The 15,325-nt window shown below is 67.1% G+C and carries 13 protein-coding genes and 2 pseudogenes; 9 read left to right on the forward strand and 6 right to left on the reverse strand.

Annotated features, from left to right (window positions below; translation table 11 throughout):
- Window positions 1–263 precede the first annotated feature (263 nt).
- Genes EC845_RS19620 through EC845_RS19635 form a run of 4 tightly spaced genes read left to right on the forward strand, consistent with a single transcriptional unit; the run spans window position 264 to window position 3,854 of the window.
- The gene (locus EC845_RS19620) at window positions 264–617 is read left to right on the forward strand and encodes a DUF3649 domain-containing protein (RefSeq protein ID WP_123299818.1); all 354 of its coding nucleotides are present in this window, start codon (window positions 264–266) and stop codon (window positions 615–617) included.
- Window positions 614–2,323, forward strand: coding sequence for a PepSY domain-containing protein (locus tag EC845_RS19625; protein ID WP_123299819.1), 1,710 nt, complete (start codon window positions 614–616; stop codon window positions 2,321–2,323). The genes EC845_RS19620 and EC845_RS19625 overlap by 4 nt, the downstream gene beginning before the upstream one ends.
- Entirely contained in the window at window positions 2,320–2,637 is a 318-nt protein-coding gene (locus EC845_RS19630) for a DUF3325 domain-containing protein (RefSeq protein WP_123299820.1), read from the forward strand. The genes EC845_RS19625 and EC845_RS19630 overlap by 4 nt, the downstream gene beginning before the upstream one ends.
- A 59-nt stretch (window positions 2,638–2,696) precedes the next feature.
- Window positions 2,697–3,854 (forward strand): YncE family protein, encoded by a 1,158-nt coding sequence (locus EC845_RS19635; protein WP_123299821.1) that lies wholly within the window; start codon window positions 2,697–2,699, stop codon window positions 3,852–3,854.
- Window positions 3,855–4,196: 342 nt separating this feature from the next.
- On the opposite strand, the gene EC845_RS19640 is transcribed toward EC845_RS19635, so the two are convergent.
- The 3 genes from EC845_RS19640 to EC845_RS19650 form a co-directional block, all read right to left on the reverse strand.
- Window positions 4,197–4,559 (reverse strand): translation initiation factor Sui1, encoded by a 363-nt coding sequence (locus EC845_RS19640; RefSeq protein WP_123299862.1) that lies wholly within the window; start codon window positions 4,557–4,559, stop codon window positions 4,197–4,199.
- A gap of 5 nt (window positions 4,560–4,564) precedes the next feature.
- Window positions 4,565–5,866, reverse strand: a complete 1,302-nt coding sequence (hemL, locus tag EC845_RS19645) for a glutamate-1-semialdehyde 2,1-aminomutase (RefSeq protein ID WP_123299822.1) — start codon at window positions 5,864–5,866, stop codon at window positions 4,565–4,567.
- A gap of 85 nt (window positions 5,867–5,951) precedes the next feature.
- Window positions 5,952–6,893, reverse strand: a complete 942-nt coding sequence (locus EC845_RS19650) for a bifunctional hydroxymethylpyrimidine kinase/phosphomethylpyrimidine kinase (RefSeq protein ID WP_123299863.1) — start codon at window positions 6,891–6,893, stop codon at window positions 5,952–5,954.
- Window positions 6,894–7,051: 158 nt separating this feature from the next.
- On the opposite strand from EC845_RS19650, the gene EC845_RS19655 reads away from it, so the two are divergent.
- A complete protein-coding gene (locus tag EC845_RS19655; RefSeq protein WP_123299864.1) occupies window positions 7,052–7,204 on the forward strand; it encodes a rubredoxin in 153 nt (50 codons plus the stop codon).
- Window positions 7,205–7,226: 22 nt separating this feature from the next.
- On the opposite strand, the gene EC845_RS19660 is transcribed toward EC845_RS19655, so the two are convergent.
- A complete protein-coding gene (locus EC845_RS19660; protein ID WP_123299823.1) occupies window positions 7,227–8,714 on the reverse strand; it encodes a deoxyribodipyrimidine photo-lyase in 1,488 nt (495 codons plus the stop codon).
- A gap of 225 nt (window positions 8,715–8,939) precedes the next feature.
- Here EC845_RS19660 and EC845_RS19665 point away from each other — a divergent pair.
- From EC845_RS19665 to EC845_RS19680, 4 genes and pseudogenes are all read left to right on the forward strand, one after another.
- A pseudogene (locus EC845_RS19665) lies at window positions 8,940–9,167 on the forward strand (YqgE/AlgH family protein); the annotation flags it as partial.
- Window positions 9,168–9,404: 237 nt separating this feature from the next.
- Window positions 9,405–9,737 (forward strand): annotated as a pseudogene (locus EC845_RS22695) (YqgE/AlgH family protein); the annotation flags it as partial.
- Between the two features lie 65 nt (window positions 9,738–9,802).
- Window positions 9,803–10,219 (forward strand): Holliday junction resolvase RuvX, encoded by a 417-nt coding sequence (ruvX, locus tag EC845_RS19675; RefSeq protein WP_123299824.1) that lies wholly within the window; start codon window positions 9,803–9,805, stop codon window positions 10,217–10,219.
- Window positions 10,220–10,301: 82 nt separating this feature from the next.
- A complete protein-coding gene (locus EC845_RS19680) occupies window positions 10,302–11,045 on the forward strand; it encodes a 1-acyl-sn-glycerol-3-phosphate acyltransferase (RefSeq protein WP_123299866.1) in 744 nt (247 codons plus the stop codon).
- A gap of 47 nt (window positions 11,046–11,092) precedes the next feature.
- On the opposite strand, the gene EC845_RS19685 is transcribed toward EC845_RS19680, so the two are convergent.
- Complete coding sequence (locus EC845_RS19685) at window positions 11,093–12,694, reverse strand: phospholipase D-like domain-containing protein (RefSeq protein ID WP_123299825.1); 1,602 nt, start codon at window positions 12,692–12,694, stop codon at window positions 11,093–11,095.
- 156 nt (window positions 12,695–12,850) lie between these two features.
- Window positions 12,851–14,761: an ATP-binding cassette domain-containing protein gene (locus EC845_RS19690; protein ID WP_123299867.1), complete on the reverse strand. Its 1,911-nt coding sequence runs from the start codon at window positions 14,759–14,761 to the stop codon at window positions 12,851–12,853.
- Window positions 14,762–15,325: the final 564 nt, after the last annotated feature.

The following is a 15,325-nucleotide window of genomic DNA, read 5'->3' on the forward strand; positions in this document are numbered from 1 at the left end:
CGGGCTTTTGCTTTTGGCCTGAACAGGTGATTGCGGAGGCCGGCGGGGGCTTGTTGTTTATAATCATTCGCAGCCTCGAACCGTTGCCGACAGCCGCCGCCAAACTGCAGCCTCCGAGAACCAGATCGACACCCACCGGTGACCCGCACCGCCGTTCAGAAGCCCCCGCACGTCGTCCACGACACCGCCGGAGGCCTCTGCCCACAGGCTCGCGCAGTCCCGGTCTTGCTGGGCCAGGGCCATGCCCGGCCGTTCCGTTCGACATGAAAAGACAACTCGTTTGGCACGCCATCCGGCCCCTGGCCTGGCCGTGGCACCGCACCGGGCGCGCCGTGGTGCGCTGGGCTCCCCTGGTTTCCCGCATCGTGGCCGCCGTGCTGGGCGGGTACGCCGTCGCCGCCTTGGTGGCCCTGGCCTGCACCGCCTGGCCCGGCGCGGCCGGTGCCGGGATGATGGCCGGCATGCAGCTCAGCTTCCTGGCCTATGCCGGTGCCGTCGTCTGGGTCTTTGCCGTCCGTTCGGCCCGGCATGCCTGGCTGGGTCTGGTCGTCGCCGCTGCCGCGCTCGGCCTTGCGGCGCTGCCATTGTGGTGGTCCACGGGCGGATCGGCCCCATGAGTCGACCGCCCGTGACTGCGCCGGATGCCGCCCTGCGTCCAGCCGGCGAATCGGCGGCCGCTACCGCCAGGACAGCGGCCAGGACGCCCCGGCAACCCAAGCCGCCGGGCATCCGCCAGACCATGTCGGACCTGCACATCTGGACCGGCCTGCTGGTGGGCTGGATCCTCTACGCCATGTTCCTCACCGGCACGGTCAGCTATTTCCGCGAGGAAATCTCGGCCTGGATGCGGCCCGAGCTGTCGGCGGCCCGTGCCGTCGATGCGCCGGCGGTCACCCAGCGCATGGTCGACGCCATGGGCGCCCATCACGCGCCGACGAGCTCTCAATGGAACATCGGGCTGCCGACCGCACGCAATCCGGTCGTCAACGGCTACTGGATCGAGGCGGGGCAGGGCCGGCGGGGCTACGGCTCGGGCACGTTCGATCCGGCCACGGGCGAACGCGTGCAGGCCCGTCACACCCAGGGCGGCGATTTTTTCTATGCCTTTCATTTCAACCTGCATTACATGTCGCCGATGTGGGGGCGCTGGATCGCAGGGCTCTGCGCGATGTTCATGCTGGTCGCCATCGTCAGCGGCGTCATCACGCACAAGAAAATCTTCACCGATTTCTTCACCTTCCGCGGCGGCAAGGGCCAGCGCTCCTGGCTGGACGCGCACAGCGCGCTGTCCGTGCTGGGCCTGCCTTTCCATTTCATGATCACCTACAGCGGGCTGATCACGCTGATGGTGATGTACATGCCCTGGGGCGGCATGGCCGTCCCGCAGGCCCGCACCGAAGCCTTTGCCGAACTCAGCGCCTATGTCGCGCCCGTGAAACCGGCCGGCGTTCAGGCGCCGCTGGCCCGGGTCGATGCCATGGTCCGCGAGGCCGAACGGCGCTGGGGCACCGGCCAGGTCGGCCGTGTCCTGGTCAACAACGCCTTCGACACCGAGGCGCGCGTGGTGGTCTCGCGTGCCGAGGGCGGCCGGGTCGACTTCAGTCCCCAGTTCCTGCTTTTCGACGGCGTCTCGGGCCAGTTGCTGCAGGCCAAGGAACAGGTCTCGGGTGCCGCCGAGACACGCGGTGTGCTGTATGGCCTGCACCTGGGCCGGTTTGCGGATACCACCACGCGATGGCTGTATTTCCTGGTCAGTCTCGCCGGCACCGCCATGGTGGGCACCGGCCTGGTGCTGTGGACGGTCAAGCGCCGCCAGAAACTGCCCGACCCCGAGCGGCCGTATGTCGGATTCCGGCTGGTCGAACGGCTCAATATCGCCTCCATCGCGGGCCTGTCGGTGGCCATGACAGCTTTCCTGTGGGGCAATCGCCTGCTGCCCCTGTCGTTGGCGGATCGGGCGGCCTGGGAAATCCATCTCTTTTTCATCGCCTGGGCCGCCACCTTGGCTTATGCCTGCTGCCGTCCGGCCAAGCGCGCCTGGGTCGAGCTGCTGGGCCTGGCAGCCGTGCTGCTGGCGCTGTTGCCGCTGCTCAACGCCCTGACCACCGATCGGGGACTGCCCGCGAGCGTGCTCGCCGGGGACTGGGTCTACGCGACATTCGATGCCACGCTGCTGGTGTTTGCCGTGGGACACGGCTGGCTGGCATGGCGCACCTGGCGTCACCGGCCCCGGGTCAAGGCGGCGAGACCGGTCGCGGGGGCCGTCGAGCGCGCATTGGCCGAGCCCGCGCCGCTGGCGACGGGCGCAGGAGTTCGGCGATGAACGCGACGCTCGTGGACCACGTCCTGATTCTTTTTCTGTGCCTGGGCGGCTTTGCCTGCCTGGCGATGGCCATGGTGCGGCACCAGGAGGACGTGCTGGGGCATGAACTGCCGCCTGGGCGCACCCGGACCTTGCGGTGGGTCGGCTGGCTGCTGCTGCTGTCGGCGCTCTGGCTCGCGGTGCTGGCCATGGGCTGGGCGGCCGGACTCGTCGCCTACAGCGGCCACACCTCGGCCGGTGCCGGCCTGGTCTTCATCGCTCTGATGCGCCTCGATCGCTGGCGGGAGGGGCGCCGGTCGCGCCCTTCGCGCTGATGCAGCAAACCGGATCCACCCTCACGCCGAGATCTTTTTTCACCCTAGAAAGCACACACATGTTCCCCTGGAAATCCTCGCTCTCCCTCCTGGCCACAGCGGCGCTGCTGGCGGCCTGCGCCCAACCCGGCGGCACGCCGGCTGCGGGTGTCTCGGCCTCGCAGCCGGGTGCCGTGTCGGCCCCGGCCGTGGCGCAGCAGCGCCGTGCGGTGGGCCAGGGCCTGTATGAACTGGCCTACAGCCCTCGTCAGAATGCCGTGTTCGTGGCCTCCACCGGCGGTTTCGGTGCCGATGCCGCGCCGGCCCGCATTCTGCGTCTGGACCCGGCCACGCTGGCCGTGCAGGCCGAGATCCAGTTGCCCAACCGCGGCTTCGGCGTGATTCTCGACGATGCCGCCAACCGCCTGTATGTCGGCAACTCCAGCGAGGCGAGCATCACCGTCGTCGACACGGCGGCCAACCGCGTGAGCCACGTCATCACGCTGGCCGAGAAGACCGTCGGTGCCGACGGCAAGGCCAAGGCGCCGCACAGCTTCCGTGAACTCGTGCTCGACACCGCCCGCCACCGTCTCTATGCGCCCGGCATGAGCATGGCCGACAGCGCGCTGTACGTGGTCGACACCCGCAGTCAGAAGGTCGAGAAGGTCGTGCCCGGCCTCGGCCAACTGGCCACCGGCGTGGCGCTCGATGCAGCCGGCAACCGCCTGTTCGTCTCCAACCTCAAGGGCGAGATCGCCGTGGTCGACACGGTGGGCCTGATCGTCAACAAGACCTTCGACAGCGGTGCCGATCAGCCGCTGAACCTGGCCTTCGACGGCGCCACCAATCGCCTGTTCGCCACCGACCAGGGACTGGAGCAGATTCAGCAGCGCCGCCAGAAAAGCGAGCCGGGCTACACCCCTCGTGCCGGCAACCGCGTGATCGTGCTGGATGCCGACAGCGGCAAATCCCTGGCCAGCCTGCCCACGGGTGCCGGCCCCGTGGCCCTCAAGCTCGATGCGGCACGCCAGCGCCTGGCGGTGACCAACCGCGGCGCGGGCACGGTCACGCTGTTCGACAGCCGCAGCTACCAACTGCTGCAGACAGTGGCCGCACCGGCCCATCCCAACAGCCTGGCGCAGGACGAAGCCCGCAACGTCTGGTATGTGACGGTCAAGAACGGACGCGATGCCGAAAAGGGCAGCCTCGAGAGCGTGGTGCGTCTGGCACAGCCGTGATGGCCGCTCGCTGGCGGTGACGAACAGAAAGGCCGGTCGATCCGGCCTTTTTTGATGCCCCGATGACAAGCCGAACCGGACTGGGCTGCCTAAATCTTGGGCATTCTATGGAAAATCCTGTCGAATCAAAGACTTATCGTATCCATACGTGACTTGCCCCAAGTTATCCACAATGTTGTTCGCCGACAACGGGGATAAGCGGAAAAAATCTGCACAAAAATAAGGCAATAAGTGGAAAATCGATATACGACAAGGACTTGAAAAATCCATACGGTGAAGAACACGGCTTATCCACAGCTTTGCGCCCAGGCGCTGGGGATAGTCTTCGGCGATACGCTCCGGTCATCCGCCCGATCGTTTGACCGTCCAGCCCTGAGCCTGCAGCACGGCCATGATGCGGGGCACGTGGTCGCCCTGGACCTCGATGGTGCCGTCCTTGACGGTTCCGCCGCTGCCGCACGCCGTCTTGAGTTTCTTGCCCCACTCGGGCAGTTCGGCAACCGGCACGGGCAGGCCGGTCACCACCGTCACGGCCTTGCCGCCGCGGCCCTTGGTCTGCCGGGACACCCGCACCACGCCATCCCCGGCGGGCAGGGCCTGCGCGGCCTCGCGGCATCGGCATCGAGCCGCCGGCTGCCGGCATTCCGGGCACATGCGGCCCGCATCGGTAGAGTAGACCAATCGGCCCAGGTCGCTCATCGGCATGGCGATCACACCGACTTGAATGCCGCGCGGGCCGCGTCCAGCGTGGCGTCGATGTCGGCCGCGGTGTGGGCGGCACTGACGAATCCGGCTTCGTACAGCGCCGGCGCGATCGACACGCCCCGGTCCAGCAGTCCGTGGAACAGCGTGTTGAAACGCGCCCCGTCGCTCTTCATCACCTGGGTGTAGTTCCGTGGCAACTGGTCGAGCAGGAAAAAACCGAACATGCCGCCTTCGCTTTCCGTCACCAGCGGCACGCCGGCTTCGCGAGCCGCTGCCTGCAGGCCGTCGACCAGGCTGCGGGTGCGTTGGCCCAGGGCTTCGTAGAAACCGGGTTTCTGGATCTCCCGCAGCGTGGCCAGACCGCAGGCCGTGGCCACCGGGTTGCCCGACAGCGTGCCGGCCTGGTAGACCGGCCCCAGCGGAGCCAGGTGCTGCATGATGTCGCGCGAGGCGCCGAAAGCCGCCAGCGGCATGCCGCCGCCGATCACCTTGCCCAGCACCGTGATGTCGGGTTTGACCTTGAGCACCGACTGCGCCCCGCCCAGCGCCACGCGGAAACCCGTCATCACCTCGTCGATGATGAGCAGTGCGCCATGCTGCGTGCACAGCTCGCGGCAGCGCTGGATGAAGGCCGGCGTGGGCCGCACGAAGTTCATGTTGCCGGCGATCGGCTCGATGATGAGCCCGGCGATCTCGGGGCCGTGGATGGCGAAGGCCTCGTCCAGCTGAGCCACGTTGTTGTACTCGAGCACCAGCGTGTGCTGCACCACTTCGGCGGGCACGCCCGCACTCGTCGCGGTACCGAACGTCGCCAGTCCCGAGCCGGCTTTCACCAGCAGCGCATCGGCATGGCCGTGGTAGCAACCCTCGAACTTCACGATGCGCGGACGCTGCGTCGCGCCGCGTGCCAGGCGGATGGCACTCATGCCGGCTTCGGTGCCCGAACTGGTCAAACGCACCATTTCGATCGACGGAACCAGGCGGACGATCTCTTCGGCCAGCTCGACCTCGCGTTCGGTGGGGGCACCGAAGGACAGGCCCTGTTCCAGCGCCTTGTGCACCGCCTCGATCACCGCCGGATGGTTGTGGCCGAGGATCATGGGGCCCCAAGAACCCACGTAGTCGATGTAGCGGTCGCCGTTGGCGTCCCAGACATAGGCACCCTGCGCGCGTTCGATGAAGCGGGGCGTGCCGCCCACGGCCTTGAAGGCCCGCACGGGCGAGTTGACGCCGCCCGGGATCAGCGCCTGTGCGCGCTGGAACAGGTCGGCATTGCGGTCGGGGGAAGAGGCGGATGCGGAAATCATAGCGTTCGGAACATGGAAAGCCCCGGCGTCCTGGCCGGAGGAAAAGGCGGAGATCCGGCGAGCAGTGCCAGCCGGCTGCAGGCGCTCAGTGGCGCGTGTCGTGGTCGGGCAGCTCGAAGTCCTGCGCCGTGGCCAGGCCGGGAGACTCGCCGCCGTCGGGGTCTTCGCTCTCGGGCTGCGCCCAGAATAGCCGATCCGGAACGACATGGCCCATGCCCGGGCGGAAGCCGTGGTGAAGCGCCTGGTCCAGGTAGGTCAGGGCTTCCTCGAAGGCCTCTTCCACATGGCAGCCGGAACCGACCAGCGCCGTCATGGCCGCCGACAGCGTATCGCCGGCACCCGTGAAGATCACTTCGAAGTGCTCGAACGACTTGCTGGCCAGCACGGTTTCGGGTGTCGCCAACTGGTTGTCCGTGTACTGGCCCGGTTGCGCGATGCCGGTCACCAGCACATAAGGCACGCCTTGGGTGCTGGCCGCCTTGGCGATGTCGCGGGCCGAGGGCCTGCGTTCATGCGGCCAGTCCGGCAGCAGCCAGCGCGAGAGCGTGCCGTGGCTGCCGATCAGCAGGCTGGTCTGCGGCAGCAGCAGGTCGAAGAAGGCGTCGTAGTAACTGTCCGCCTCGCTGCCGTCCCACCAGTTCAGGCTGGGCATGTAGGCCACCAGCGGCACCTCGGCATAGTCGGTCGCCAGCTCGGCCACCATGCTGACGTTTTCGGCCGAGCCCAGGAAACCCACCTTGATGGCCTGGACCTGCATGTCTTCGAGCGCATGGCGTGCCTGCTGGCTGACCCATTCGTCGTCCAGCGCATGGTGTTCGAAGATCTCGGCGGTGTCGCGCAGGTAGATCGCCGTCGTCACCGCCAGAGGATGAGCGCCCACCGACATCATGCTGGCGATGTCGGCCGTGAGACCGCCTGCGCCACTGGGGTCGCCGGCGTTGAACGTCATCACACACGCAGGGCTCAGTTCTTCGTCGTCGAGGATCTCGTCGGTGGGGGCAACGTGGGGCTTTTGGGATTCGGTCATGCGCAGGGGAGTGGCCGCTCGGCCGGCGCCGGGATGGCGCACGGCGCCGGGCCGCTCGATAGAATGAAGTTCATTCTATTAGGCTGTTCGCGCCGCCCGGAGGCCGCAGCCCCAAGACCACGAGAATCCCTGTGAGCGATACCGACTTCAAGACCTGGATGTGCCTGACCTGCGGCTGGATCTACGACGAGGCCGAAGGCGACCCTGAACACGGCCTCGCTCCCGGCACCCGCTGGGCCGACGTGCCCATGAACTGGACCTGCCCGGAGTGCGGCGCGCGCAAGGACGATTTCGAGATGATGGCGATCTGAGTCCGCAGCCGGCGTCCCTGGCCTAGCCTTCTTCCCGCTGCCGGCGCAGCACGCCATAACGTTCCAGGGTGCGTTCGCGCGCCTCGTCGTGGTCCACGATGGGGCCCGGGTAGTCCGACCCCGACAGCCCGGCCGACTCGCGTTCGATGGGCGAGGCCAGCCAGGGCGTGTGGATCATCTTGTCGTCGAGCCCGGCGACTTCCGGTACATAGCGGCGGATGAACTTGCCCTGGGGATCGAACTTCACGCTCTGCCGGACCGGGTTGAAGATGCGGAACCAGGGTTGCGCATCGCAGCCGCTCGAGGCCGCCCATTGCCAGTTGCCGTTGTTCGCCGCCAGATCGTAGTCGTTCAGCAGCCGGGCGAAATACGCCTCGCCGCGCCGCCAGTCGATGCCCAGGTCCTTGACCAGAAAACACGCCGCCACCATGCGCAGGCGGTTGTGCATGTAACCCGTGCTGTTGATCTGACGCATGGCGGCATCCACCAGCGGGTAGCCCGTGCGGCCCTCGCACCAGGCCTCGAAAGTCGCATCGGCGTGTTTGCCGTGGGCCCACCGGATGGCGTCGTAGGCCGGATTGAATGCGTGGCCCACCACGTGCGGAAAGTGGGCCAGGATCTGGTGGAAGAAGTCGCGCCAGGCCAGCTCGCTCAGCCAGACCGAAGCGCCTTCCTGACCCTTCTGATGGCGCCCATAGGCCTCGCGTGCCAGGCTCCGCACCGACACCGTGCCGAAGCGCAGGTGCACGCCCAGGTAGCTCGGTCCTTTCACGGCCGGAAAATCGCGCGTCGCGTGATAGTCGGCCATGCGATGCTGCAGGAACTCCGAGAACAGTTGCGCACCGCCGCTTTCGCCGGCGGGCAACGGCAGCTCGCTCAGGTTGGTCGGCTCGAAGCCCAGGTCGGCCAGCGACCGCGCCGTCTGCCAGCGTGGAGGGCGCGGCAGCAGGCGGCCATAGTCGTCCTGCTCCGACGGATAGTGATGAAGCGCCTGGGGTTCGTCGGCCAGACGCTGCAGCCAGGCCTTCTTGTAGGGCGTGAAGACGGTGTACGGCGTGCCTGCACGCGTCAGCACCTCGCTGCGTTCGAACACCACATGGTCCTTCACCGTGTGGAACGCGATCCCCAGATCGGCCAGTGCACCCAGCACCCGCGAGTCGCGACTCAGGGCCGAGGGTTCGTCGTCGTGGCTGGCCCACACCACCTGAACGCCCAGCGATTGGGCCAACTGGGGAATTTCCGAGGCGGCAGGTCCGTGGCAGGTGATCAGGCCCGCCTGCGCATCGCCCGCACGCCGGCGCAGTTCGGCGTCGAGTTCCGCCACGCTGTGCACGATGAACTCGACCCGCCGGTCTTGCCGCGGCAGATCGTCCAGGATGTCGGTGTCGTAGACGAACACCGCGTGCAGACGGTCGCATTGGGACAGCGCATGGTGCAGGGCCGCGTTGTCGTGCAAACGCAGGTCGCGGCGGAACCACATCAGGCCGGTGGCGTAGTGAGCAGGGGACATGAAGACAGAGGCTGCCGGGGCGGCAGAAACACGAAGGTGGCCCGATTGTCGGGCCGAAGTCGGCAGCGCCGTGCCGGACGAGAGCGCAAGCGCCGGAGGGCCGGATATTCCCTGTCCGGGAGCCTGCCCGCGCCGGCGAACTAAAATCGCGGCATGCCCGATCATCAAGCGCCTGCGCCATCCCCTGCCGATTCGATCAACCTGACCAACCATTTCCTGATTGCCATGCCTGGCCTCGAGGACGAGTTGTTCGGCAAGAGCGTCGTTTATCTCTGTGAGCACAATGAGAACGGCGCCCTCGGGCTCATGATCAACAAGCCCAGCGACTTCAGCCTCAAGCATCTGTTCGAGAAGGTCGAGCTGCCCATGCGCCGCCCCGACCTGGCCGATCAGCCCGTCTTCCAGGGCGGTCCGGTCCAGACCGAGCACGGTTTTGTGCTGCACGACGCCATGTCCGAGGGGCTGGTGGCCGGCGTTGCCGCCGTGCGTGTGCACCGCGGCCGCCTGCGCCAGCGCGTGACCGAAGAGGTCGAGAAGCTGATCGAGCAGGCCATGGCGCAGCAGCAGGGGACCGACGAAACCGTGTCCCCGCCGCAGGATGCCGACCTGCAAGGGACCCGTACCGCACCCGACGGCGGCGAACCGCAGGCGCCTTCCAGCGACTCGCCGATCACGCTGGCCGCCGAGGCGCCCGAGTCCGTGGAGCCCGCTGAAGACGAAGCCGAATCGGCCTACGCCTCCACGCTGCGCATCCCCGGCGGCGGATTGGAGATGACCACCTCGCGCGACGTGCTCGAAGCCGTCGCATCGGGTGCCGGTCCTCGCCGGATGCTGGTCTCGCTGGGCTACGCGTCCTGGGGCCAGGGCCAGCTCGAGTCCGAACTGGCCGAGAACAACTGGCTCACCGTCAACGCCGATGCCTCCATCATCTTCGACACGCCGGTCGAGCTGCGCTACAGCCGGGCCCTGTCGCTGCTGGGCATCAGCGAGTACATGCTGTCCCAGCAGGTCGGCCACGCCTGAGCGCCGGCATCCCCGCTGTCCTTCTGCCGTCCCGACCTTGCCGTCGCCCCCATGCTGAAACCGTCATGAGTTTGCTCGCCGCCGACGCTGCGTCCACCGCCCACCAGTCCTTCCTGGCTTTCGATTTCGGGCCCAAGCGGACCGGCGTGGCCACGGGCAACCGGCTGCTGTCCCAGGCCCAGCCCCGGCCGACGCTCAAGGTCGAGGGCGATGCCCGTTTTGCCGCCATCGCCCGCCTCATCGCCGAGTGGCAACCCGATGCGCTGGTGGTCGGCATCCCGTGCCACCCGGACGGCCAGCCGCACGAGATGACCCGGGCCGCCACGCGCTTTGCCCGCCAGCTCGACGGCCGCTTCGGCCTGCCCGTCTACACCGTCGACGAGCGCTACAGCACCACCGAGGCCCATGCCCAGGGGGCCCGCGATGCGGATGCGGGCGCAGCCTGCGTCATCCTCGAACAATTCCTGCGGCAGCTTGCCTAGCCGCCGAGGCCGAGCCCCTGCCGTCCATGCGCCCACTCGCATCGTTCATTCCGGTTTTCCAGAGGAGTCCCGCCCCATGGCGATGAAGTTTCTGCGCGCCAGCGGGCGCCTGGTGCGTGTGCTCGGCCATGCCCTGCACGGCTGGTGGACGATCCGCCGCCACTTCGGCCGCATGAGCCAGCCCGAGCGCGAAGCCGCCGTCCAGCAATGGGCCCAGGCCATGCTCGCGCGCATGGGCATCACGCTCGAGGTACAGGGGGCCGAATCGGTTCAGGGACCGGTGCTGCTGGTGGCCAACCACATTTCCTGGCTGGACATCCTGGTCATGCACGCCAGCCGGTACTGTCGTTTTGTCTCGAAGGACGACGTGCGCGACTGGCCGCTGGTCGGCCCGCTGGCCACCGGGGCCGGCACCCTCTACATCGAGCGGGGCTCGCGGCGCGACGCGCAGCGTGTCGTGCACGCCATGGCCGACGCATTGCAGCAAGGCCAGGTGGTCGCCGTCTTTCCGGAAGGCACCACCAGCGACGGCACGCAGGTGCTGCCGTTTCATGCCAACCTGCTGCAGTCGGTGGTCGCCACGGGCTTGCCGGTGCGGCCGGTGGCCCTGGCTTATGTCGATCGGGGCACCGGTCGGCCCAGCCCGGCGCCGATCTATGTGGGCGACGACAGCCTGGGCGCATCCGTCTGGCGCACCCTGAGCGAAACCGGCCTGTGCGCCGTGGTGCGTTATGGCGAAGCCGAAACGGCCCAGGGCCGCGACAGGCGCGCCCTGGCCAACGATCTGCGCGACCGCATCGTCGACATGACGCGTGCACGCCGCTGAGCGGCGTGTCGCACACACGCCCGATTCCGTAGCGCCCGTGGCCCTGCCTACAGCAGCTCGTCGGGCGCCAGCGGCCCGATGATCTTTAGGAGCAGTTGCAAGGGGGCGCTGGCGTCGGGTTCGCCCCAGCCCTCCGGCTGGGTCACTCCGGGCGGCGCTTGCCAATGGATGCGGTTGTCGTCCAGCGTCAGCCGGTACGCGCCCGACGAGAGCGTCGGCTCGATCGTCGCCGTGGCCTGCGCCGCCAGTTGCCGGCTGCGAATGAGCAGTGCCACTTCGGTATTCTGCAAATGGCTGCGCAAATCCAGATTCATCGAACCGACCACGATCACCTGGCCGTCCATCACCACCAGCTTGGCGTGCAGGCTGGTCATCTGGCTGCCCGACGAACCCAGTCCACGCAGCCGTGTCGGCTGCTCCGCCCGCATCTCGTAGAGTTCGATGCCCATGCGCAGCAGTGCCTTGCGGTAGCGTGCGTAGCCCACATGCGCCACCGGTGCATCGTTGGAGGCCAGTGAATTGGTCAGCACCCGGATGCGCACGCCTCGCTGGCGCAGGCGCTCGAACAGCGCCATCATGTCTTCGCCCGGCACAAAATAGGGCGACACGATCAGCAGGTCGCCCTGCGCTCTGCCCATCAGCCCCATCAGGCCTTCGACCGTCGTCGGCTCCTGACTGGTGTCGTGTTCCGGATCGAGTTTGTCGGGCGTATCGACCATCATCAGTGCCGGCGCCCATGTCAGCTTGAGTTGCCGCAGATCCAGGCTGCGAGCCACCTCTGCAACGACCTTCCGCTCGGCGGGCGTGTCGGCCGGCGGCGTGTCGGGATCCGGCGTGTCGTCCTGGCCCGAGCCCAGGGCCGACAGCAAGGCGGGCTGCGGTGCGGTCCCTTGCCCCAGGGCCTGCAGCTCTTCGCGTGTCTTCAGCGATTGAACCGGGTACGACAGCGGGTTGTTCCAGTACGCATCGAAGCTGCGCGAAAGATCGCCCACCACGGGGCCTGCCGCCAGCACGTCGATGTCGACGAAGTTGCTGCCCGTGCCGCGACCGAAGTACGTTTCGCCCAGGTTGCGGCCACCCGTGATGGCCACGCTGTTGTCGGCCACGAAGATCTTGTTGTGCATGCGCCGCTGGATGCGCTCGAAGTCATGCAGCGCGTCGAGAAGCCGCAGCATCTGCGACTGCCGCGAGCCGGGCAGGGGGTTGAACAGCCGCACCTCGATGCGCGGCACCAGCGCCAGCTTGAGCACCTGTGCATTGCTGCCCGCCGTGTTCAAGTCGTCGAGCAGGATACGCACGCGCACGCCGCGCGCCGCTGCCGCCACCAGTGCCGTGGCCAGTTCGTCGGTGGTGGCATCGGCGTGGATCGCGTAGTACTGGATGTCCAGCGTCTTCTGAGCGGCCTCGATCAGTGCGATGCGGCTGGCGAATGCCGTCTCGGGCGATCCCAGCAACTGGAAACCCGAGTCCCGGCTGCGCGCCGTGGCCGGCCGCCGTTCCTGCACCCACTGACCCAGCTTCGTTTGCTGGGGCTGCGACAGCGCATGGCTGACGGGCCGTTCGACATCGCGCGGCAGGCTCGAGCAACCGGCCAACATCGCCAGCGCCAATCCGGCGATCCAGAGCCGCCGCATGCGGGCCAGGTTCATGGCCGTGATGGCCCATAGGCCCTTCGCCACGCCGTCCAGCCCGGAACCTGGCGATTGCCGATGCGAAGGGACGGGCAGATGGAGAAGGCGGCTTGCGTGCATGTTGCCGCCAGTATGGTCAGGTGTCGCTGCCCGGTCGTGACAGCCGACAGGCTGTCACGCTGACAGGTTTTCCCAGCGCTCCAGCGCCGCCATCAGCTCGGATTCGATCTCGGCAATGCGTGCGCTCACCTGCGCCGCCCGGCCCGCATCCTTGCCGTAGAGCTGGCCGCCTTGCAGTTCCTTCTCCAGGATCTGCTGTTCCTGCTCCAGTTGCGCGATCTGGGCAGGAAGGGCGTCGAGCTCGCGCTGCTCCTTGTAGCTCAGCTTGCGTTTGCGCGCAGCCTCGGCGGGCGGAGCGGCTGGCACCGGCACTGCAGCCGGGGCCGGGGCGGGCGCCGGCATCGACGCCGGCACGGGCGACGCGGCCTGCGCCTGACGGCTCAGCACACCCGAGCGCTGCGACTGCGTCAACCAGTCCTGCACCGAACCTTCGTACTCGCGCCAGGCACCCGGGTTCTCGGGCGTCGACTCGCAAGCCAGAATGCTCGTCACGACGTTGTCCACGAAGGTCCGGTCGTGACTGACCAGGAACACGGTGCCCGGGTAGTCCTGCAGCAGGTCTTCCAGCAGTTCCAGCGTGTCGATATCCAGATCGTTGGTCGGCTCGTCGAGCACCAGTACATTTGCAGGACGGGCAAACAGGCGCGCCATCAGCAGGCGGTTGCGTTCGCCCCCGCTGAGCGTGCGGACCGGTGCATTCGCACGGGCCGGCGAAAACAGGAAATCGCTCAGATAGCTCTTCACATGCTTGCGCTGGCCGTTGATCTCGACCCATTCGCTGCCCGGACTGATGAAATCCTCGAGCGTGGCATCGAGATTCAGGCCGTCGCGCATCTGATCGAAGTACGCCACCTGCATGTTGGTGCCCAGACGGGTCTGGCCGCTGTCGGGCTGCAGTTCGCCCAGGATCATCTTGAGCAAGGTGGTCTTGCCCGCGCCATTGGCGCCCAGCAGGCCGATCTTGTCGCCGCGCAGGATGGTGGTGCTGAAGTCCTGCACGATGACCTTGTCGCCATAGCGTTTGCTGACCTGGCTGAGTTCGGCCACGATCTTGCCGCTGGGCTGGCCCGAGGTCAGCTCCATCTTCACCCGTCCCACTGCATCGCGGCGCTGGGCCCGGTTGTTTCTCAGGGCCTCCAGCCGGCCGATGCGGCTTTGGCTGCGTGTGCGCCGGGCTTCGACGCCCTTGCGAATCCAGACCTCTTCCTGGGCCAGCAGCTTGTCCGCCTTGGCGTTGATCACCGCCTCCTGCGCCATCTGCTCTTCCTTCTGCACCAGATAGCGGCCGAAATTGCCCGGGTATGAACGCAGCAAGCCACGGTCGAGCTCGACGATGCGGGTCGACACCGCATCCAGAAAGGCGCGGTCATGGGTGATCGTGACCAGGCTGCCACCAAAGCCCACCAGCAGTTCTTCCAGCCAGGCAATCGAGTCCAGATCCAGATGGTTGGTCGGCTCGTCGAGCAGCAGCACGTCGGGCTGCTGGATCAGTGCCTGAGCCAGGGCCACCCGCTTGCGCGTCCCGCCAGACAGGCTGGAGATCAGCGCATCGGGATTCAGGTGCAGGCGCTGCAGGGTTTCTTCGACGCGCTGCAGCCAGTTCCAGCCGTCCTGGGCTTCGATCAGCGTCTGCAGGCGATCCAGGTCGCCTTCGCCGCTGGTGTACTGGTCCAGCACCGCCATCAGCGGGGCCAGGCCTTCGCGCACCGACTCGAATACGGTATGCGACGCATCGAGCTGCGGTTCCTGGGCCACATAGGCCAGGCGCAGATCCTGCCGGTACTGCAGGGTGCCGTCGTCCACCTTTTCCATTCCACCCAGAATCTTCAGCAGCGAAGACTTGCCGGCGCCATTGCGTCCGATCAAGCCCACACGTTCGTTCTCCTCCAGAGAAAAGCTGGCTTTGTCCAGCAGGGCAACATGGCCGAAAGCCAGTTGTGCGTCGTTTAATGTGATCAGTGCCATGGTCGGCATTATCGGTGCGCCGCACCCGCGACCGCTTTCCAGTGCACAGGCACAACGGGCCGGTCGGCCATGAGCCGGCCTGGATTCGGCCGGCAGGCGGACCCGCCGGGCTGGTCGGCTACGCCGGTTCGCTCCCCATCCCTTGCCCCCTATCTAAAGAGTAGAGAGCGATCTTCTCGATCGTGATCGCCATCTCTATGGAGCGGGCACGAGTCGAAGCGCGATACAGGGGCAGGCTGGACGGTAGCCGGACTGGCCGCGCAGATAGCGCTGAATGGTTCTCCCGCGCGTGACTGCGTCCGATGAATACGGAGGAACACATGCAGCCACAAGCTTGAACCTGCTTCCTGCTTCCTGCTTCCTGGCCCCTGATTTCATCTCGGGGCAAGGGCGGAGCAGGGCGCCAGCCGGCTTGGGCCTCGCCTTGCTCACATTTCCTCAAATAATTGGCGTCGATCGGGATAGCGCGGTTTTTCCATGCCATAATTCGCCTCCCTTCAACGCAAGGCTGCTCTTTTGGGAGTGGTTGGCGAGGTGGGGAGGTCTCGGATCCGTAGCAAGGTC

Source organism: Comamonas sp. BIGb0124, assembly GCF_003752175.1.
In the GTDB taxonomy this organism is placed as follows: Bacteria; Pseudomonadota; Gammaproteobacteria; order Burkholderiales; family Burkholderiaceae_C; genus Comamonas_F.

Excerpts from the sequence above, each read along its gene's own strand:
- EC845_RS19640 (WP_123299862.1), bottom strand. The coding sequence starts at position 4,559 with ATGCCGATGAGCGACCTGGGCCGATTGGTCTACTCTACCGATGCGGGC.
- EC845_RS19635 (WP_123299821.1), top strand. The coding sequence starts at position 2,697 with ATGTTCCCCTGGAAATCCTCGCTCTCCCTCCTGGCCACAGCGGCGCTG.
- ruvX (WP_123299824.1), top strand. The coding sequence starts at position 9,803 with ATGAGTTTGCTCGCCGCCGACGCTGCGTCCACCGCCCACCAGTCCTTC.
- EC845_RS19650 (WP_123299863.1), bottom strand. The coding sequence starts at position 6,893 with ATGACCGAATCCCAAAAGCCCCACGTTGCCCCCACCGACGAGATCCTC.
- EC845_RS19620 (WP_123299818.1), top strand. The coding sequence starts at position 264 with ATGAAAAGACAACTCGTTTGGCACGCCATCCGGCCCCTGGCCTGGCCG.
- hemL (WP_123299822.1), bottom strand. The coding sequence starts at position 5,866 with ATGATTTCCGCATCCGCCTCTTCCCCCGACCGCAATGCCGACCTGTTC.
- EC845_RS19680 (WP_123299866.1), top strand. The coding sequence starts at position 10,302 with ATGAAGTTTCTGCGCGCCAGCGGGCGCCTGGTGCGTGTGCTCGGCCAT.
- EC845_RS19685 (WP_123299825.1), bottom strand. The coding sequence starts at position 12,694 with ATGAACCTGGCCCGCATGCGGCGGCTCTGGATCGCCGGATTGGCGCTG.
- EC845_RS19690 (WP_123299867.1), bottom strand. The coding sequence starts at position 14,761 with ATGGCACTGATCACATTAAACGACGCACAACTGGCTTTCGGCCATGTT.
- EC845_RS19625 (WP_123299819.1), top strand. The coding sequence starts at position 614 with ATGAGTCGACCGCCCGTGACTGCGCCGGATGCCGCCCTGCGTCCAGCC.
- EC845_RS19655 (WP_123299864.1), top strand. The coding sequence starts at position 7,052 with ATGTGCCTGACCTGCGGCTGGATCTACGACGAGGCCGAAGGCGACCCT.
- EC845_RS19660 (WP_123299823.1), bottom strand. The coding sequence starts at position 8,714 with ATGTCCCCTGCTCACTACGCCACCGGCCTGATGTGGTTCCGCCGCGAC.
- EC845_RS19630 (WP_123299820.1), top strand. The coding sequence starts at position 2,320 with ATGAACGCGACGCTCGTGGACCACGTCCTGATTCTTTTTCTGTGCCTG.